Raw genomic sequence first — 18,928 nt, forward strand, 5'->3', positions numbered from 1 at the left:
TCAGGATCAACATCCTCACCCCGCCAATACCGCCGAGCTTGTGTGGCTGCCGCCCGTGAGGTGAATCCGCCGCGCCGCAACCGGCACCTCTCGCCATCCCGACGTCCGGGCAACTCCACCGTGAAATACCAGCTACCGTGCCCCCGCACCGGCAGCCGCGGACACCGAGGACCAAACCGACGTCCTGTCTCCTGATCGACACACCCACACCGCTTCCACACACCACGTTCGTTCATCACGACTCCCTGACGCTGACCGATTCGTCAGACCAGAGTGCGCTCTTCTTGAGCTGGTGGCGAAAGCCGAGTAGTAACGTCTTATGGCCGCACCCCAAAAGGATTCAGACCTCGCGCAGCAACTACGTGCCCAGCTCGAGTGGGTCGAACTTCACCTGCACAACCAGGCAAACCTCGTGGGCGGCGACGAAACCGACCCCGGAACAAGTGATTGGTGGGCCAGCGCAACCGTACGAGTCCTCCCGGACGAGGACGAGGCTGACGGCATCAACCCGTGGCACGAAATCGAAGGCACTGCGCTCTCGACAAAACCATCCGACGACAGCCTCGAAATCAAGATCTTCGAAGCCAACGGTCTGACTGTCGACCTCCAGCGGGTCGAAGGCGTACATGACGCGCTCGATGCCCGCAGCGAAGACTACGCCAAATTCATCCCACTCTTCGGTGGCCGCGATCAATTCGGCTTCGTCACGCTCCGGGATGATCTCGAAGACGAGGTCGAGTCGCTCGGCAGCCACGTCGTCATCATCGACCGAGTACGGCTCGCGCCGGCTTGGCGCGGCCTCGGTGGCGTCGGACGGCTACTCACTGGTCGCCTGCTCCGCTGGATCTGTGCCGACCCACGACTCGTGGCCGTACTACCGTTCCCCATCGACCTCGACCGCGACCTGCTCAAAGACGACGCGGCCTTCGAACCAGCGCTCGAAAAAATACGCCACACCTGGGCATCACTCGGATTTCGACCCGCCACCGAGCAACTGTGGATCATGGATCCCGCCATCGGAACACACCACAACGCCGTCGCTCAGCTCGAGAAAACTCTGGGGATCTAGCGATCACGGTTGCGCCCGCCCATGGTCGTCGCCCCAGCCACCGGATAGCCCAGCCAGCAAAGGCGTTCGGGACGCGGGTGCCGCAAACGCGGGAGCTCATCGCGCAGCCGCGCTGCGAACCAGCGAACCTCCAACTTTAGTATATCGTGCGCCAAAATACCCTCGGAAAGGTCTAGACAACCCAAGGCTACAGACGTAGCGTCCGCCGCCATCCCTGCAGCTCTACGTCTGGAGTACAGATATGCGCCGCTCCCTGCTGAGCCTTGTCGCGGCCGCGGCGGTGGGTTCGTCCATCGTCGTCGCCACCGGTCCTCCGGCCGCACAGGCCGTTCCGGAAAGCCCGCCACTCGCCGATTTCGCCGATGTCATCGACCGCACCGGCACGCCGGCCGATGCGGACAACGGGTTCGCGAGCAAGTTGAGCCCGTTCGCGGACCAAGGCTCGTATCACGGTTATGGGTTGCCTGCTTCCGGGGATTCGGCCTCGTACGGCGGGTTCACCGGCCCGTGGTACATGGCCCAGGAGTTCCCGTGGTTCCTGAGCAAGGCCTTCTCCCGGATCCGGTTGACCGACGCGTCGTCCGGCAAGGAACTGGCCCTGCCCGCACCCGAAGCCCACTCCTACCCCGGACGGCTGACCCAGCGCTACGCCGTCGACGGCGTGACGGTGAACCTCACGCTCCGGTTCGCCGCGCAACACACCGCGCTCGTCGTCGCGGACATCTCCTCGTCCACGCCACGGGATCTCAAGGTCTCGTGGGCCGGTGAGATTTTGCGGCCCGGCGCCGAACCCGCACGCTCGTCCCCGAGCGTCGCGGGGACGTCCAGTGGCGTGGAGGTCCGGTTCGCTCCGGCGAAGGGCGAGTCGTTCTACGCCGACGGGACCGAGCGTTTCACGGTCCGTCACGCGGAACCGGTCAGCACCAAGGTCGATGGGGACGGCTATGTCACCACCAGGACCGACGCGCTCGGTGTCTCGTCCAAGCCGTCGCGTCTGACCTGGGCGGAGTCCTTCACCTTCACCGACAAGGAACGGACTGGTGAAGAGAAGGCGCTCTCGGACGCGCTGGCCTCTCCCGACACCGTGGCCTCCCAGGTGGATGGACGCTGGCAGGGGTATGTCGAACGCGCGGTCCGCGGCGTCGCGCCGGAACGGCGGAGGCTCGCGGTCAAGGCGGTGGAGACCTTGATCGGCAACTGGCGGGGGCCGGGCGGACGCAACAGCCACGGCGGCATCGTCCCGTCGATGAGTCACCGCTTCTACGCGGGCGGCTACTGGCCTTGGGATTCGTTCAAGGAGGCCGTTGGCGCCGCGAAGTTCTCGCCCGAGCTGGCGAAGTCCGTGGTGCGGGCCCAGTTCGAGCATCAGATCAAGGCGGGCAACGAGGCGGGCATGTTGCCCGACGTCGTCGGCTTCCGTGATCCGGCCACCGGTACCGGCCATTCGAACCTGCGCAACACCAAGCCGCCGCTGGCGGGCTGGGCGGTGTGGGAGATCTTCGAGACCGACGGGGACAAGAACTTCCTGAAGGAGCTGTACGGCAAGCTGGTCGCCGAGCGCGACTGGTGGCTGCGCAACCGGGATCACGATCGCAACGGCGTTCTGGAATACGGCGCCACCAGCGATCCGGGCAACGATTCGGAGGATGCCGCCCGGTTGGCCGCCGCGTGGGAAAGCGGAATGGACGCCGAGCCTCGCTTCGACTTCGGCAAGGGCTTGAAGGCCCTGCGCAACACGAACGCGGACGGCACGTTCATCGGGTACACGCTGAATCAGGAATCTGTCGATCTGAACGCCTTCATGGCCCGCAACGACCGCTCCCTCGCCCGGATCGCGACCGCGCTGGGCAAGACCGGCGAGGCGAAGACGTACACGGATCACGCCGGGTTGCTGGACGAGAAGATCCGCACCACCATGTGGGACCCGGCTTCGGGCTACTTCTACGACACCCGGATCGGAACGGGGAAGCCTTACACCGAGGTCGGCAAGGGCATCGAAGGCATGGTGCCGCTGTTCTCCGGCTCGGCCACCCCGGCGCAGGCCGACACGGTCCGCCGGACGCTGCTCGACCCGGAACAGTTCAACACCCACGTCCCGTTCCCGCCGATCCCCAAGAACCACCCCGAGTACCAGCCCGGCCACTACACACACGGCAGCGCCTGGCCCGACCAGGTCGCGTTCGGTGTCGAGGGGTTCGAGGCCTACGGGTTCGGCGGGGACGCGGAGGCGTTGCGCGCCAAGCTTTTCGCGAATTCGTACGGTCTTCTCGACGGTGACGAACCGATCTGGGAGAAGTACAACTCGGCCACCGGCACGGGTGTCAACACCGGCAACTTCAGCTGGTCCGCCGCGGGCATCCTCACGATGCTGCACGGCAAGGCCGGACCGCTCAAGTCCGGCTACGGCAAGTGTGCGGACGTGACGAACGGGAACTCCGCCGACGGCACCGCCCTGCAGCACTACGGCTGCAACGGCACGGCTGCGCAGACCTGGAGCATTCCCGGTGACGGAACGGTTCGCGCGCTCGGCAAGTGCATGGACATCCGGGGCGGCGCGACCGCGGCCGGCACCGTCGTCCAGCTCTACACCTGCAACGGCACCACCGCCCAGCAGTGGACCCACGGCGGTGATGGCACGCTGAAGAACGCGAAATCGGGGCGCTGCCTCGATGTCGAGAACGGCGGCACCGCCGACGGCACGCGCCTGCTGCTCTGGGACTGCGACGGCGGCGTCAACCAGCGCTGGACGACAGCGCGCTGATCGGACAAGAGAATGGACCCTCCGCCGCGGCGGAGGGTCCATTCCTTCATTCCGTGGTCACTGGCGGACCCAGAACTCGATGGACGACGGCGGGACCGTCAGGGTCAGGGACGGGCCGGTCTTGAGCCCGAGCCTGAGGTCGTGGGTGGCCGGGCCGAACCGGTGTCCCTCGAAGGACGACGCGGTCTGGGTGTCGACGGTGTAGGTGAAAGCGCTCGTAGAACGGTTGGTGATGGCGAACACCGGCTTGCCCTGCGGGGTCTTCCAGGCCATGATCCGCTGGTCGCCCAGCTTCGCCGACTCGTCGACGCTGTAGCGGACCGAGTTCCATGGCATGTACTTGACGAACCCGGCGACCGCGTTCCAGTTGCGCGGGTTGAAGTCCCAGTGCCCGGGCTTGATATGCGGGTAGCGGCTGAAATCGGTGTCGGACGGCGGCCGCCAGAAACCGAGCGCGTAGGTCTCCGCCTCGGAGTTCGTCGTGGGCTTGAGTGCGTGCAGCCAGAACCAGGTCGGCGAATTCTGGAAGGTCATCCAGTTCATGATCGACTGGGCGGTGTTGATGCAGCGCCAATCGGTCATGGTGCCGTTGAGGTACTCGAACTCGTTGTTGAACACGGGCCTGCCCAGTGCGCCCGAAGTGAAGTCCTTGGTGAGCTGGTCGTTGGAATCGGATCCGATCCGATGATAGGTCCACGCGTCCACATAGGACATCGCCGCCGAGTCGCCCTTGAGTGCGACTCCGTACTTTGCCGCCCCAGCCGTCGAGGCTGTCGGCGTGGATGAGCACGTCCGGGTACTTGGCACGGATCTTCGGCGCGACGGCGGCGAAGGTCTTGCGGTACTCCTCGGCCGTATAGACGCAGCATGAGTAAGGCGTATCGCCGAAGACCGGTTCGTTCTGCAGGCCCCACATCGACACCGGGACACCTTGCGATGTCAGGTAGTCCAGGTCACCGACCATCGCGTCGCCGAGAGCGTCCAGATCGGCGGGGGCGAAGGATTTGAGCGCGCCCTTGACGAACGAATTGTTCGATTTCCAGCCGGGCGCGGGCGACCAGTACTCGGCGGAGATGCCCTCGATTCCGGCCTGCTCGATCATGTCGGCCAGCAGCGCGGTCTGCCCCGGCCACCGTCCTTTGAGGTGTTTGCCGGTGGGATCGGTGCCGCGGTAGTACAGGCCAAGCGCCAGCCGGCAGTAGCGGAAGCCACGGTCGTCGCGGATCTTGAGCATCTGCTGGTAAAACCGGGTGCGTTCGGACTCGACCAGGTCGTACGGGACGCTGCTGTGGCTCTCGGGCAGCCCGTTGTTCCCGGAGCCGATCGAGTCGGACTGGATTTCGAAGCCCAGCCCGAGGATGGTCTGTTTCGCGGGCTGGTCGAAGCGGATGGTGTAGCTGCCGGATGTCGCGGCTTCGGCCCAGCGGGGCAGAAACAATGCGGTGCCGGCGACTCCGGCGGCGGCCGCGCCGCGCAACAGTGAGCGGCGGTCGAAAGCGTTCATGTCAGAACCTCGCGATCGTGTAGTGGTCGACGACTGCGTCGTCCAGTTCGGCGCCGAGGCCGGGGCCCTGGGGGACGGACAGGGCCCCGGCCCGGAACTCGGGCGGGTTGCGGAGAATGCGTTCGCGGATCGGGTTGGGCAGGCGGTTGTACTCGTAGGTGCGCAGATTCGGCACCGCCGCGCAGAGCTGGAGCGCGGCGGCCAGGCTGACTCCCGAGCCGACGCCGTGCGGGGCGATGTCGACGTGAAAGGCCGAGGCGAGAGCCGCGATCCGCGTCGCCTCGGTGATCCCGCCGCAGCGGGCCACGTTGGGCATGAACACGTCGATCGCCCCGGCCACCAGCGAGTCGCGCAGATCGAAGCGGGTGAAGTGGGTCTCCCCGTTGACGATCGTGAGGCCGGTGCGCCGCCGGAGTTCGGCCAGGTTGGCGACGTCGTCGACCTGCAAGGGCTCTTCGAACCAGGCGATGTCCAGGTCACGCAGCACGGCACCGACCCTGGTGGCCTCGTCCAGGTCGTAGGCGCAGTTGACGTCGGTGAGGATCTCGACGCTCTCCCCCACTTCCGCCCGCACGGCGCTCAGATGCGCCCTGTCGGTCCGGGCACCGCGCCCGATCTTCACCTTCAGCGCCCGGAAACCGGCGTCGACATACTGCCGGGCGTGCTCGGCCGAGTCGTCCGGGTCGGCATGCAGCGCGACCGGGCTGGCGTAGCAGTCGACGCGTTCGCGCACCGGCCCGCCGAGCAGCCGGTGCACCGGCTCGCCTGCGAGCTTCCCCCGCAGGTCCCACAGCGCGAGGTCGATGCCGGCGATGGCTTCGAGGTAGAAGCCGCGGTTGTGGCCGCCCGCGGCCTGGCCCTGGAACAGCCGTTCCCAGACCGCGGTCCCGGCCAGGGCGTCCTGGCCGAGCAGCAGCGGAGTGAGCACCGAGGACACGACGGTGGCCGTGACCTCGGGCGCGGGCAGTCCATAGCATTCGCCGATTCCGACCGTGCCATCCTCGGCGTGGACTTTCACCAGCGTCGCGTACTGGCCCCGGCGGGGCAGGACATGGTGGCTGGCGGCGGGGAATCTCAGCCAGGACGGAACGTCGTCCGGCGAGTCGTAGAGGTCGTCGAAGCTGGCTGACAACGCCAGCGCTTCGATTTTGGCGATACGCAAAGTCATCCCGGTGCTCCCAAGGATTTCGAGAAAGGGTCAGGCGTCGCGCAGGTCGCGGTTCGCGGTCTCGCGTCCGGCGAAGACGGCGATCAGGGTCAGCACGCATCCGGCGACGACGTAGAGGGCGACGATGTCGATTGAGCCGGTCGCCGCGAGCAGGGCGGTGGCGACGAACGGGGCGGTGCCGCCGAAGATCGCCCCGCCGAATTCGCGTCCAACGCTCACCCCGGAATAGCGGACGTTGGCGTTGAACTGCTCGGCCACCAGCGCGGCCTGCGGCCCGAACACCATGTCCTTGCAGACCGGGATGGCCAGCACCATCGCGAGGAACACCAGCGGAGTGCTCTTCGTCTCCAGCAGCGCGAAGAACGGGAACACATAGGCGACGGTCAGCACCAGCCCGATCGTCACGGTGACACGGCGCCCGATCCGGTCGGAAAGCCAGCCCCAGAACGGGATCGCGACGATCTCCAGCGCGGAGGCCAGGGCGATCGCCCACAGCATCGTGGACTTGGGCAAGCCGAGTGTCTTGGTCGCGTAGGACAGCGCGAACGCCTGGATCAGGTAGCCCCAGACGAATCCGGAGATGGTGATCCCCATCGTCCGCACCACCGCGCCCGGCTGACGGCGCAACGTGACCAGCAGCGGGAACCGGGCGACCTCGCCGCGTTCGGTCAGGTCGGCGAACACCGGCGTTTCCTTGATACCGGTGCGCACCCACAGCCCGAACAGCACGAGCCCAACGCTGAGCAGGAACGGAATCCGCCATCCCCACGTCGTGAACTGCTCCTCGGGCAGCAGCGACACCAGCCCGAACACCGCACTGGCCAGGACGAACCCGGCGCCGGTCCCCATCGCCGGGATGGCACCGTAGAGGCCGCGCTTTCCCGGCGGGGCGTTCTCCACCGTCAGCAGGGTCGCTCCGGCGAACTCGCCGCCGACGGCGATCCCCTGCCCGACCCGCAGGACGATCAGCAGGATCGGCGCCCAGATCCCGGCGACGGCGTGCGTCGGCAGGACACCGATGAGCGTGGTGCACACCCCCATCGCCAGCATCGTCACCAGCAGCACCTGCTTACGGCCGATCCGGTCGCCGAGGTGTCCGAACAGGACACCGCCGATCGGCCGGGCGGCGAACCCGACCGCGAACGTGGCGAACGAGGCCAGTGTGCCGCCGACGGAGCCCGAGCCGAAGAACAGCGGCCCGAAGATCAGGGCCGAAGCCAGGCCGTAGAGGTTGAAGTCGTACCACTCCATGACCGTGCCGACGGTGCCTGCCACCATCGTCCTCCGGTCCACTGTGGACTCCTCAACCGTTTTCGGGCCGCTTTCGGCCACCACGGGCTCAATCATGGCGTCACCACCTCATCGGGGTCTTGGATGGTATGAAAGTAGACGATATACGAAATGAACTCAAGGGTCGGCGCCAAGATCTTTCGCGAACCCGGTTCAGCACTGTTCTTGCAGCTCAGAACCCATCTGATAGGCAATCGCGGCCGGAGCGGACACCAGGCTGGGGCGGGACAGGACCGCGCCCGCGAGCGGATCCGGTTCATCCATCCGATACCGCGCGGTCGTCACATAGAGGGCGCCTTGACCCAACGCGACACTCGTCGGCTGCGCGGTCGGCACGCGGATCCGGCGGACCAGCCTGCCGTCGGGCGCGTAGCGGTGGACCTCCCCCGCTCCCCAGACGGCGACCCAGAGATGGTCGTCGTCGTCCACGCAGAGGCCGTCCGGTTTCCCCTCGCCCCTATGCCATCGCGCGAACACTTCGGAGGCGTCGAGCGAGCCGGACACCGGGTCGACCTCGAACCGGCGGATCGTCCCGCGCGCGCTGTCGGCCAGGTACATCCGGGTTCCGCAGGCGGTGAACGCCGGGCCGTTGGGCACGCCGAGGCCGGTGAGCACCTGGTGCGCCGAGCCGTTGGGGTCGACCCGGTAGAGCGCACCGGCACCCACCCTGCCGTCGAGGGCCATACTGCCGGCCCAGAACCGGCCATAGGGATCGCAGACCGCGTCGTTCATCCGGATCTCGCCCGCTTGTCCGGCGCTGGCCAGCCAGGCCACCTCGCCGTCCCGGATCAGCGCGATCCCGGAGCCCGCGGCCGCTATCCAGCCGCCGCCCGCCACCGGCGCCACCGCGCCGAGCGAGGTCCCCAGGCTGAGCAGCCGCCGTGTTCGCGATCCCGCGGTGTAGAGGTTTCCGTTCCGCAGGTCCACGAACAGCAGACGGCCCTGATGCCAGCGAGCCCCCTCGGCGAGGTGAAAGCGTTCCTCGGTGACGATCTCCCAGCCGTCCACGTCAGCGCACCGCCGTTCCCGGCGCCAGGCCGAGGAGGCCGAGCTCGTTCCGCGTGGGGAGGCCCTCCCAATCACCCGAGGACGCGACGGCGAACGCGCCCAGCGTCGCCGCCCGCTCCAGCCGCCACTCCACCGGGTCGCCGTCGAGCAAGCCCGAGAGATATCCGGCGACGAACGCGTCCCCGGCACCGACGGCATCGACGGAGCGCACCGGGACGGCGTCCGCGCGGACGGATCCGTCCACTGTGAACACCTCCGCGCCGCGACTGCCCCGCTTGACCACGACCTCCCGGACTCCTTGGCCCAGTATCGCCTTCACTTGGTCGCTTTCGGACACTCCAGGCGCGACGATCGGCAGTTCTTCTTCCGAAGCCACCAGGATCGTCACCCGGGGCACGAGCGGGCGGAGCACGTCGGCGGCCTGCTCGGCACTCCACAACTTGGCCCGGTGATTGACATCGAGGCACACCACCGGCGCCCGGCACGCCAGTTCGACCGCGGACCGCGGCTCCGGCCCGAGGGCCGCGGTTATACCGGTGAGGTGGACGATCCGGGCGCCCTCCGCGAGCGCCGCCTCCACGTGGCCGGGAGTCAGCCTGGACCCGGCCGACCCGTCACGGTGGTAGGTGACCCGGACGACGTCCGCGACCCGAGGCTCGAAAACGACCAGGCCGGTCGGCGCCGTTCCGACACGCCACAAGTGGTTCAGGTCGACGCCTTCGGCGCGGAGCGTGCGCTCGACGAGCGCGCCGAAACCGTCTTCACCGACGAGACCCGCCCAGCGGACCGTGTGGCCGAGCCTGGCGAGTCCGATGGCGACATTGCTCTCCGCTCCGGCGATCGAAGACCGGAGCACACCCCCGAGATTCAGTGGGCCGGTCGCACGCAACGAGGCCATCGTCTCGCCGAAGGTCAGGACATCGATCATCACGCCGCCTCCGCAGCGGCGAGGAACTCGGCCGCCCGTGCCTCGAGTCCCTCCGCTCCGCCGTCCGTCAGTGGTCCGCCGACCCCGACGGCCAGCGCGCCTGCCGCCAAGTACTCGCGCATGGCGGCGACGTCGACTCCGCCGACCGGGATGAACGGCACGTCCGGGAAGGGGCCGCGCAGGGCTCGCAACTGGGCGGGACCACTCGCCGGGAACACCTTGACCGCGGTGACCCCGGCGGCACGCGCGGCGATCACCTCCGTCGGAGTCTGGGCGCCGGCGAGGACAGGAACGCCCAGGCGATAACACTCGTCCAGGGCTCGCGACAGACCAGGCGTCACCACGAACTCCGCCCCCGCGCCGACCGCTCGCCGGACGTCCTCGACCGAACAGACTGTCCCGGCTCCCAACCTGCCGTCACCGAGTACGCGCCGCGCCTTCTCCAGCACGGCGGGCGCGTCAGTGCCGGTCAGCGACACTTCGATGAGCCTGACCCCGGCCTGGTCGAGAGCGCGCACCGTCGCCAACGCGCGCTCCGGGTCACTGTCGCGGACGATGGCCAGCAGCCGCCGGGTCCGCAGTTCGGAGAGGAGTTCGTCGCCACGCAAGATGCCTCCAGTTGCCGCCATTTAGTAGATCGTATACTTTTTGGGAGTGTACATACCCGACTCGAAGGTGACGAGCTCATGACCAGAACCGCGCTGATCACCGGAGCCGCGGGCGGGATCGGCAGGGCCGTCGCGACCCGGTTCGCCGCCGACGGATACCACGTCGTCGGTGTCGACCTCGCCGACCCGGATCTGCCCGGGGTCACCGGTCACCGCGCCGATGTCACCGACGGCGCGCAGGTGGAGGCAGCGGTCCAGGCCACTGTCGATCGTTTCGGCAGACTCGATGCCCTCGTGACCTGCGCCGGTGTCACCGAAGGCCGACCGCTCGACGAGACGACGGACGAGCAATGGCACGACGTCCTGACCGCGAACCTGACCTCGGTGTTCCTCTGCGTTCGCGCCGCGCTACCCGCGTTGATGGCAGGCGGCGGCGCGGTCGTGACACTCGGATCGGTGCTGCATCGCACCGCGGCACCGGGCCTGCCCGCCTACGCCGCGGCGAAAGGGGCAATCGCGGCACTGACCCGCCAGCTCGCCGTCGACTACGGACGACACGGGATCACGTTCGTCACCGTCTCACCCGGCTGGATCCGTACCCCCGCGACCGAATCCCGGCTCAGCGGGGACACCGACCTCGAACGGCTTCGGGAGAGCAACCCGCTACGCACCCTGGGCACGCCGGAGGAAGTCGCCGCCGCGGTCGCCTACGCGGCATCGCCCGAAGCCGCCCTGCTGACCGGCACCGAACTGGTCCTCGACGGCGGGGCCTCGGTCACCAGCCCCGCCAGCCTGCTCCGCGACGGACACCGTGAACGGCTCGGCCTTCCGCCGAGGTGACCGGTCAACTCTCCGAGATCTCTTGACCCGCCTGGGACATGATGTGCGCTTCCGCAGCCGCCGCGGCCGCCGCGGAGTCCCCGCCCCGCAACGCCGCGATGATCGCGTCGTGCTCCGCCACGACCGACTCCCAGTTCTGCTCGTCGACCGGCGCCACCACCCGGTACCGGCGCACGGTCAGCAACAGCTGCTCGGTCAGATCGGCGAGTATCCGGTACCCGCTCGACTCGGCGAGCCTGCGGTGGAACTCCGAATTCAGCTCGGCCAGCCGGTCGACCCGGCCGGCACGCAGGTCGTCACGCATCTGCCGCTGCGTCGCCTCGAGATCGACCAGCAGACCGTCACTCACCTTGTCCGCCGCCAGCCTCGCGACCAGCCCCTCGATCGCTCCGCGAGCGAGGAAGACACCACGCATCTCGGTCTGATCCACCCTCGCGACGACGACACCGGAGTGCACCCGGGAATCCAGGAAACCATCGGACTCGAGCCGCTTCACCGCCTCCCGAATCGGGATCTTGCTGACCCCGAGCGTGCGGGACAGCTCGTCCATGTTGATCCGGTCACCGGGCTTCAAGACACCGTTGACGATGCCCTCCCGCAGGTTGTCGTAGACGAGATCGGCCTTACTCTTCACCGCGGGCAGCCGCATCGCCCAGTCCTTCTGCGCCATGACCACATCGTATGCGATATCCGGTCTTACCGGGGCGGGGCAGCTATCCCCAGGCAACGTGTCTCTCCAAGGCGGCCGGATCAGGCGACAGAACCCGACATCCGCGAGCCCGAGACGCGCCCGAGAGTTCCGAAACAGTCCGACACCAGGCGACATACCCCGACACAGCGGATGCCTCGCGACCAGACGAAAAGGTCTTGTCCGGCATCACTCGACACCATCCGACACGTCCAGGTGCCGACTCTTAACCAGCGGGTTCGGGGTTCGAGTCCCTGATGGCGCACAGTAGTAAATCAAAGCCCACCAGCAAGATTTCTTCGCAAGAGGATCTTGTCGGTGGGCTTTGATCATGCGCGGGGTCGAATGAGGCCCCACCCGCCACCCCTTTATTTCTTGGCCTTCTTGCCTCAGCTCCGCCTTTCCGTCGCCTGGTCTCTTTCTTGTCTGCCTGGCTTCGCAGTGAGGTCGCAGTTTTACGGGCCGCTTCCAGTACCAGCTCCGCCGCGTTGACGTGCCGGCTTCGTTCGGCAGGCCACCCGTGCGTCACCCGGCGGCCCAGTCGGCGCGGGTGTGCCGCAGATGGGTGTGCATCAGGTTCTCCAAGGCGTCCCAGTCCCTCGCTGCGATCGCAGCAAGGATCTCCCGATGTTCGCCGGCAGCTCCGGTGAGCCTGCCGCTTTCCGCCAGCTTCTCCAGGCCGTACAGCCGGGTCTGGTCGCGCAGGTTGGCGATACTCTCCAGCAACCGGCGGTTGCCCGCGAGCGAGAGAAGGGCCAGGTGGAACCGCCTGTCCGCTTCAAGGAAGCTGGCGACATCGCCCGCGCGAGCGGCGCGCTCGATCTCTCCGGCCAGGTCGCCGAGGCGCTCAAGGTCCGCCGGCCCCGCTTTCGCGGCCGCGGACAACGTGCCCGGCACCTCCAGGAGCTGACGCATCTCGTAGATCTCGTCGAGGTCTTGCTCCTCCATCGCCACCACCCGGTAGCCCCGGTTCCGCACAGGTTCCATCAGCCCCTGGTTCACCAACGTCAACAACGCTTCTCGCACCGGACTGCTGGACACGCCCAGCCGCGTCGCCAGCGCAGCCGCGGAGTAGATGTCACCCGGCCGGAGTTCACCGGACACCATCGCCTGCCGAACCACCTCGAGAACCTGGTCCCGCAGGCTCGTGTACTGCAGGCGAACGGCTCCGTTCTCCGTCAAGACCCACCCCCTTCATGCCACAGAGCTTGACTTCTCCACCCTCCGGGCGCATCTTACTCGTTACCGGCGAACGGTAACCGGTAGCCGGTTACTAAGGAGTAACTTATGACGGAGGCGTCTGAAGCTCGGGGTTACTGCACGTTGTGCCGCTCGCGGTGCGGAGCGGTCTACACGGTCGACAACGGCTTGCTCGTCAGCGCCCGGCCGGATCCCACGCACCCCACCGGGGCCGCCCTTTGCCCCAAAGGCAGGGCTGCTCCCGAACTCGTGCACTCCACCGAACGCTTGCGCGGTCCTTTACGGCGCACCACACCCAAATCCGATCCCGACCCGCGCTGGCGAGAGATCGGTTGGGAGGAAGCCATGACCGAGGTGGCCGAAAGACTGGGCACGATCCGGGCACGCGTTGGAGCGGAGGCGGTCGCCTTCTCCGTCACCTCCCCCAGCGGGACACCGATGTCGGACTCGATCGACTGGGTGGAACGGTTCATCCGGCGCTTCGGCAGCCCGAACACGCTGTATTCGACTGAGATCTGCAACTGGCACAAAGACTTCGCGCACGCCTTCACGTTCGGCAGTGCCCTGCCGGTCCCGGACTACGCGAACACCGATCTCGCTGTCCTGTGGGGTCACAACCCGGCGAAGTCCTGGTTGGCTCAATCCGCGGCGCTGGCCGAAGCACGCGCCCGCGGGGCGAAACTCGTCGTGATCGATCCTCGACGGTCCACGAGCGCGCTCCAAGCCGACCATTGGCTGCGAGTCCGCCCCGGGACCGACGGCGCCCTCGCTCTCGGAGTCGCCGAGCAGTTGCTCTCCACGCGAGGTCACGACGAGGCGTTCGTACGGGCGTGGACCAACGGACCGCTGCTGGTCCGGATCGACACCGGCAGGTTCCTCCAGGCGAAGGACATCGATCCCGGGCTATCCGGCCATGTGGTTTGGGACGAACCGGCGGGACGACCCGAACCGTTCGACACCACGCAGGCCGCCTCCCGACCGGAACGTTTCGCTCTGACGGGACGTCGACGAGTGGCCACCCGGACGGGGCCCGTGGACTGCGTGCCGGCGTTCGACCACTACGCCCAGGCGTGCAGTGCCTGGCCGCTGGACCGGACCGCGGCCGTGACCACGGTCGCCCCGGCCGCTATCGAGGCCTTCGCCACGGAACTGGCCACTGCTCAATCGGTTTCCTACGCCGCGTGGTCCGGCGTCGGCCAGCACACGAACGCCACCCAAACCGAGCGGGCGATCGCCACGCTCTACGCGCTCACCGGCAGCTTCGATGTCCCGGGCGGCAACGTGATCCTGCCCAAGCTTCCCGTCAACCCGGTGACCTCACCCGATCAGCTCGGCGAGCCGCAACGAGCCAAGGCTCTGGGACTGGACCGTTTCCCGCTGGGCCCGCCGGCACAAGGCTGGATCAACGCACGCGACTTCTGTCACGCGGTCCTCGAAGGCGAGCCCTACCCGGTACGCGCACTGGTGTCGTTCGGCGGAAACCTCCTGCTGTCGCAACCTGATCCACGGCGGACCGCGGAAGCGTTGCGCAGCCTGGACTTCGGTGTTCACCTCGACCTTTTCGAGAACCCCACCTCGCGGTTCGCGGACCTTCTTCTTCCCGTACAGACGCCTTGGGAACACGAGGCGATCAAGGTGGGTTTCGAGATCACCCGCGCCGCCCAGGAACGAGTCCAGCTGCGACCACGAATGACCGCTCCTGTCGGCGAAGCGCGTTCGGACACAGAAGTCGTCTTCGACCTGGCGGTACGGCTCGGATTCGAGGACGACTTCTTCGGCGGCCACGTCGAGGACGGCTGGGACCACCAGCTCAGCCCGCTCGGCGTCACCGTCGAAGAACTCCGTCGCCGGCCCGACGGAATCGATCTGCCGCTGAAAACCCGCCACCGCAAGTACGCCGAGGAGTCGGGGGATGGGTCCGTGGCAGGGTTCGCCACGCCCACGCGCCGGGTCGAGCTGTACTCCGAGCGGCTCGCCGAGTACGGGCAGTCACCCGTTCCGGACGCGCACCCACCGGCATCCGATTCCCGGTATCCGCTCGTGCTCACCTGCGCCAAGAACGGCTACTTCTGCCATAGCCAGCACCACGGGATTTCTTCGCTACGGAAGCGTTTTCCCGAACCGGCCGTCGAGCTGAGCGCCGAACTCGCCCACGACCGCGGGATCGTGGACGGGCAATGGGTCAACATCACGACCTCGCGAGCCACCATCCGGATGCGGGCGCGGGTCGACCCGGCGCTGCACCGCGACGTCGTCGTCGCCGAATACGGCTGGTGGCAGCCCGCGCCCGATCTGGCATTGCCGGGCTCGGACCCACTCGACGACGGCGGCACCAACTACAACCTGCTGATCGGTGACGAGGCACGCGACCCGATCAGTGGCTCCGTGGGCTTGCGCTCGACTTTCTGCGACATCCAAGCGGACGAGCCGGCGCCCTGGACGGCCCAGCGTGAATTCGTGGTCGAGAACACCGTCTTCGAAACGGACGAGATCATGTCCGTCGAACTGCGTCCCGCCGATGACGATCCGCTGCCGGCGTTCCGCGCCGGACAGCACGTAACGGTGGCCTGGCGCGATGATCCCGGACTTACCCGGAGCTATTCCCTCATCGGGGCCGCTACGGAAGCACACACCACATACGCGCTCGCGGTACGGCTGGTCGACGGCGGCAGCTTCTCCCCGACTGTCCACGAGCGGCTGCGTCCCGGCGAAAGGGTGCTGGTAACGCCACCATCCGGTGGCTTCGCCATCCCAGTCACCCATACGCGACCGATCGTGCTCCTGGCCGCCGGAATCGGCATCACTCCGTTCCTGGGCTACCTCGAAACCCTCGCCGAGCTGCCTGCGACCGCGCCCGAGGTCGTCCTGCACTACGGCAACCGGAACGGTGCGAGCCACGCGTTCCGCGAACGGCTCGCCGCACTTGCCGCGATACTCCCCTCCGTTCACATCGTCGACCACTACAGCCGCCCTGCCCCGGGAGACCGCTATGACGCACGTGGGCGGATTTCGGCAGGAAGTGTCGATGCCGCACTGATCCGCAAGCGTGCGCGCTTCTACCTGTGCGGACCCGAAACCATGCTCGACGAGGTGATCACCGGGCTCGTCTCGCGAGGAGTCCCGCGGTTCGACGTCTTCAGCGAGAAGTTCCACGCGCGGCCCGCGCCGATCCGGATTCCCGATGACGCCACCGCGATCGTGAGGTTCGCGCGTACCGGACGTGAGGTCACCTGGGCCAAGTCCGACGGCACGCTGCTGCAGCTGGCCGAGAAGAGCGGGATCTCGATGCCGAGCGGCTGTCGCGTCGGCCAGTGCGAGAGCTGTTCGGTCCCCGTGCTCGACGGGACGGTCTCACATCTCGCCACGCCCTCCGAGGACCTCCCCGACGACCACTGCCTCACCTGTCAATCCGTGCCGACATCAGACCTTGTGCTCGACGCGTGAACGAGAAAGGACCGCCGTGTACGCCGTCTCCGCCGAGGAAACCGCCGCCGCATTGCCCTTCGGCGCGCTGATTCCCGCCCTTCGCGAAGGTCTTGCTCGCGGGGCCGTCACTCCCCCACGCCATCACCACCAGATCGACGAGACGGCAGGCTCCACGTTGCTGCTGATGCCTTCCTGGCGCCCAGGTGGCCTGCTCGGAGTCAAGCTGGTGAACGTCTTCCCCGAAAACAGTGCGAGTGGCCGCCCCGCGCTGTCCTCGGCCTACGTTCTCGCCAGTGCGGACACCGGGGAACACCTCGGGATCATCGACGGGAACGAACTGACCCGTCGGCGCACGGTCGCCACCGCGGCACTCGCCTCCTCTTACCTCGCTCGTCCGGACAGCCGCGTCCACCTCGTGGTCGGCGCCGGCCATATCGGATCGCTCGCCGCCGAGGCCCACGCGGCCGTACTCGACATCCGCACCGTCCTCGTGCACGACCAGCGTCGCGAAGCCGCCGCGGCCTTGGTCGCCAGGCTCCGAGAGTCCAGTGTGGACGCCCACGTCGCCGACGACCTCGACACGGCGATCCCCCGGGCCGACGTGATCTCGTGCGCCACACTCGCCACCAGCCCGATCATCCGAGGTGAGCTGCTGACCCCTGGCACGCATCTCGACCTCGTCGGCAGCTTCCGCCGGGACATGCGCGAAGCCGACGACACCTGCCTGACCCGCGGATCGCTGTACGTCGACAGCGAGATCGCACTCGACGAGTCCGGCGACCTCACCCAGCCCCTCGTCGACGGCATCATCACCCGCGATGCCGTAGTGGCCACCCTCCCGCAGCTCTGCCGCAGGGAAGCACTCGGCCGCAGGGATGACCACCAGATCACCGTGTTCAAGGCAGTGGGAACAGCGCTGGCCGACTTGGCGGCCGCGGCCCTCGTCCATCGCAGCCGTGTCCAGCCGGCCGGTCGACCCCCTGGGAGCTCCGCATGACATCGTCCGATTCAGCATTCATCACCGAGCCGCCCCGCGGCCGTCTGGCACGCATCGCCACCCGCAGTGCGGCCTGGTCTGAAAAATGGTTCCCCAACACACTCGTCTTCGCGCTACTCACCGTCGCGGTCGTCGCTGTCGCCGCGATGGGGATCGGTTCGTCACCCGCCAAGGTCGCGACCGTGTTCGGGGACGGGTTCTGGGATCTGATCCCCTTCACCATGCAGATGGCCATGGTCGCCATCGGCGGTTACGTCGTCGCCACCGCCGGGCCGGTCCGCAAAGCCATCACCCGGCTGGCCCGCATCCCCGGCAACCCGCGCGCGGCCATCGCCATGGTCGCCGCGGTCAGCCTGCTGTCGGCGCTCCTGAACTGGGGGTTCAGCCTCATCTTCAGCGCGCTTCTGGTGCGGCGGCTCGCGGAACGGCACGAGCTGCGCATGGACTATCGGGCCGCGTCCGCCGCCGCGTATCTCGGCCTCGGCGGAAGCTGGGCGCTCGGTCTCAGCTCCTCCGCCGCGCAACTCCAGGCCAACCCCGCCAGTATCCCCCAATCGCTGCTCCCGGTCACCGGCGTCATCCCCTTCCGAGAGACCATCTTCACCTGGCAGTCCCTCTTACTCGCCGCGGTCGTGGTGATCGTGTGCGTGATCGTCGCGTTCCTGACGGCTCCTCGCGCGTCGGCCGCGCGCACCGCGGCGGATCTGGGCATCGACCCGCGTGATCCCGTCGAGGACGACACTCCGCGGTCACGCCCCGGCGAATGGCTCGAGTACAGCCCGCTGCTGACGATCGTCGTCGTCGCCCTGGTCGGAGGCTGGGCCGTTCAGGAGTTCGCCGACAACGACCCCATCGTCGCGATCTCCGGCCTCAACACCTACAACCTGCTCTTCCTCACGCTCGGGCTGCTGCTGCATTGGCGCCCGCGCCGATTCCTCTCGGCGGTCACCAAAGCGGTCCCCGCCACCGGCGGTGTCCTCATCCAGTTCCCGTTCTACGCCGGGATCGCCGCGATCATGACCAAGGCGACCGACAGTGCCGGCACGTCGATCTCCCATCACCTCGCCGCGATCTTCACCTCCGCGGGCAACGACACCACGTTCCCGCTGTTGATCGGGGTCTACTCGGTGGTGCTCGGCTTCGTGATCCCCTCGGGCGGCGGTAAATGGATCATCGAGGCGCCGTATGTGATGCAGGCCGCGAACGACGCGCACGTGAACCTCGGCTGGACGGTCCAGGTCTACAACGCCAGCGAGGCCCTGCCCAATCTGATCAATCCCTTCTGGATGTTGCCCTTGCTCGGGGTTCTTTCCCTCAAGGCACGCGACATCGTCGGTTACACGTTCGTCTATCTCGTCGTGTTGTTCCCGATCGTGCTCGGGTTGCTGACGTTGCTGTCGGCGACCTTGCCCTACCACCCGCCCATCCTGCCCTGACGCGG

General features: G+C 67.5%; 15 protein-coding genes. 7 read left to right on the forward strand and 8 right to left on the reverse strand.

Annotated features, from left to right (window positions below; all coding sequences use genetic code 11):
- Nucleotides 1–319: 319 nt before the first annotated feature.
- Together IE302_RS14030 and IE302_RS14035 are read left to right on the forward strand one after the other, a co-directional pair.
- Nucleotides 320–1,069 carry a hypothetical protein gene (locus IE302_RS14030; protein ID WP_191254964.1) on the forward strand — a complete coding sequence of 250 codons (750 nt, stop codon included), beginning with the start codon at nt 320–322 and terminating at the stop codon, nt 1,067–1,069.
- Nucleotides 1,070–1,310: 241 nt separating this feature from the next.
- A complete protein-coding gene (locus tag IE302_RS14035; RefSeq protein WP_191254965.1) occupies nt 1,311–3,830 on the forward strand; it encodes an MGH1-like glycoside hydrolase domain-containing protein in 2,520 nt (839 codons plus the stop codon).
- 57 nt (nt 3,831–3,887) lie between these two features.
- On the opposite strand, the gene IE302_RS14040 is transcribed toward IE302_RS14035, so the two are convergent.
- Nucleotides 3,888–4,544 (reverse strand): glycoside hydrolase family 30 beta sandwich domain-containing protein, encoded by a 657-nt coding sequence (locus IE302_RS14040; protein WP_191254966.1) that lies wholly within the window; start codon nt 4,542–4,544, stop codon nt 3,888–3,890.
- A gap of 217 nt (nt 4,545–4,761) precedes the next feature.
- Here IE302_RS14040 and IE302_RS14045 point away from each other — a divergent pair, with 217 nt between their 5' ends.
- Entirely contained in the window at nt 4,762–5,313 is a 552-nt protein-coding gene (locus IE302_RS14045) for a hypothetical protein (protein ID WP_191254967.1), read from the forward strand.
- Nucleotides 5,314–5,335: 22 nt separating this feature from the next.
- Here IE302_RS14045 and IE302_RS14050 read toward each other — a convergent pair whose 3' ends face one another.
- From IE302_RS14050 to IE302_RS14070, 5 genes are all read right to left on the reverse strand, one after another.
- Nucleotides 5,336–6,502: a mandelate racemase/muconate lactonizing enzyme family protein gene (locus tag IE302_RS14050; RefSeq protein ID WP_191254968.1), complete on the reverse strand. Its 1,167-nt coding sequence runs from the start codon at nt 6,500–6,502 to the stop codon at nt 5,336–5,338.
- A gap of 30 nt (nt 6,503–6,532) precedes the next feature.
- Complete coding sequence (locus IE302_RS14055; RefSeq protein ID WP_191254969.1) at nt 6,533–7,849, reverse strand: MFS transporter; 1,317 nt, start codon at nt 7,847–7,849, stop codon at nt 6,533–6,535.
- Nucleotides 7,850–7,945: 96 nt separating this feature from the next.
- Nucleotides 7,946–8,800, reverse strand: coding sequence for an SMP-30/gluconolactonase/LRE family protein (locus IE302_RS14060; protein ID WP_191254970.1), 855 nt, complete (start codon nt 8,798–8,800; stop codon nt 7,946–7,948).
- A gap of 1 nt (nt 8,801) precedes the next feature.
- Nucleotides 8,802–9,728, reverse strand: a complete 927-nt coding sequence (locus IE302_RS14065) for a sugar kinase (RefSeq protein WP_191255594.1) — start codon at nt 9,726–9,728, stop codon at nt 8,802–8,804.
- The gene (locus IE302_RS14070; RefSeq protein WP_191254971.1) at nt 9,728–10,357 is read right to left on the reverse strand and encodes a bifunctional 4-hydroxy-2-oxoglutarate aldolase/2-dehydro-3-deoxy-phosphogluconate aldolase; all 630 of its coding nucleotides are present in this window, start codon (nt 10,355–10,357) and stop codon (nt 9,728–9,730) included. The genes IE302_RS14065 and IE302_RS14070 overlap by 1 nt, the downstream gene beginning before the upstream one ends.
- Nucleotides 10,358–10,414: 57 nt before the next feature.
- Between IE302_RS14070 and IE302_RS14075 the strand changes: the two genes are divergently transcribed.
- Nucleotides 10,415–11,176 (forward strand): SDR family NAD(P)-dependent oxidoreductase, encoded by a 762-nt coding sequence (locus IE302_RS14075; protein WP_191254972.1) that lies wholly within the window; start codon nt 10,415–10,417, stop codon nt 11,174–11,176.
- A gap of 4 nt (nt 11,177–11,180) precedes the next feature.
- On the opposite strand, the gene IE302_RS14080 is transcribed toward IE302_RS14075, so the two are convergent.
- Nucleotides 11,181–11,846, reverse strand: coding sequence for a GntR family transcriptional regulator (locus IE302_RS14080; protein WP_191254973.1), 666 nt, complete (start codon nt 11,844–11,846; stop codon nt 11,181–11,183).
- A 543-nt stretch (nt 11,847–12,389) separates the two neighbouring features.
- On the reverse strand, nt 12,390–13,046 hold the full coding sequence (locus tag IE302_RS14085) for a GntR family transcriptional regulator (protein ID WP_191254974.1): 657 nt from the start codon (nt 13,044–13,046) through the stop codon (nt 12,390–12,392).
- A gap of 105 nt (nt 13,047–13,151) precedes the next feature.
- Here IE302_RS14085 and IE302_RS14090 point away from each other — a divergent pair, with 105 nt between their 5' ends.
- The 3 genes from IE302_RS14090 to IE302_RS14100 are packed head-to-tail and all read left to right on the forward strand — an operon-like array spanning nt 13,152 to nt 18,923.
- Nucleotides 13,152–16,508 carry a molybdopterin-dependent oxidoreductase gene (locus IE302_RS14090; RefSeq protein ID WP_191254975.1) on the forward strand — a complete coding sequence of 1,119 codons (3,357 nt, stop codon included), beginning with the start codon at nt 13,152–13,154 and terminating at the stop codon, nt 16,506–16,508.
- A gap of 16 nt (nt 16,509–16,524) precedes the next feature.
- Complete coding sequence (lhpI, locus tag IE302_RS14095; protein WP_191254976.1) at nt 16,525–17,487, forward strand: bifunctional Delta(1)-pyrroline-2-carboxylate/Delta(1)-piperideine-2-carboxylate reductase; 963 nt, start codon at nt 16,525–16,527, stop codon at nt 17,485–17,487.
- A complete protein-coding gene (locus IE302_RS14100; protein ID WP_191254977.1) occupies nt 17,484–18,923 on the forward strand; it encodes a short-chain fatty acid transporter in 1,440 nt (479 codons plus the stop codon). Before lhpI ends, IE302_RS14100 begins: the two co-directional genes overlap by 4 nt.
- Nucleotides 18,924–18,928: the final 5 nt, after the last annotated feature.

The sequence above is a fragment of the Amycolatopsis oliviviridis genome, assembly GCF_014654365.1.
GTDB lineage: Bacteria > Actinomycetota > Actinomycetes > Mycobacteriales > Pseudonocardiaceae > Amycolatopsis > Amycolatopsis oliviviridis.

What these genes read in the sequence shown, in the direction of transcription:
- IE302_RS14030 (WP_191254964.1), top strand. Translation starts at nt 320, where the DNA reads ATGGCCGCACCCCAAAAGGATTCAGACCTCGCGCAGCAACTACGTGCC.
- IE302_RS14035 (WP_191254965.1), top strand. Translation starts at nt 1,311, where the DNA reads ATGCGCCGCTCCCTGCTGAGCCTTGTCGCGGCCGCGGCGGTGGGTTCG.
- IE302_RS14040 (WP_191254966.1), bottom strand. Translation starts at nt 4,544, where the DNA reads ATGTCCTATGTGGACGCGTGGACCTATCATCGGATCGGATCCGATTCC.
- IE302_RS14050 (WP_191254968.1), bottom strand. Translation starts at nt 6,502, where the DNA reads ATGACTTTGCGTATCGCCAAAATCGAAGCGCTGGCGTTGTCAGCCAGC.
- IE302_RS14055 (WP_191254969.1), bottom strand. Translation starts at nt 7,849, where the DNA reads ATGATTGAGCCCGTGGTGGCCGAAAGCGGCCCGAAAACGGTTGAGGAG.
- IE302_RS14065 (WP_191255594.1), bottom strand. Translation starts at nt 9,728, where the DNA reads ATGATCGATGTCCTGACCTTCGGCGAGACGATGGCCTCGTTGCGTGCG.
- IE302_RS14070 (WP_191254971.1), bottom strand. Translation starts at nt 10,357, where the DNA reads ATGGCGGCAACTGGAGGCATCTTGCGTGGCGACGAACTCCTCTCCGAA.
- IE302_RS14075 (WP_191254972.1), top strand. Translation starts at nt 10,415, where the DNA reads ATGACCAGAACCGCGCTGATCACCGGAGCCGCGGGCGGGATCGGCAGG.
- IE302_RS14080 (WP_191254973.1), bottom strand. Translation starts at nt 11,846, where the DNA reads ATGGCGCAGAAGGACTGGGCGATGCGGCTGCCCGCGGTGAAGAGTAAG.
- IE302_RS14090 (WP_191254975.1), top strand. Translation starts at nt 13,152, where the DNA reads ATGACGGAGGCGTCTGAAGCTCGGGGTTACTGCACGTTGTGCCGCTCG.
- IE302_RS14100 (WP_191254977.1), top strand. Translation starts at nt 17,484, where the DNA reads ATGACATCGTCCGATTCAGCATTCATCACCGAGCCGCCCCGCGGCCGT.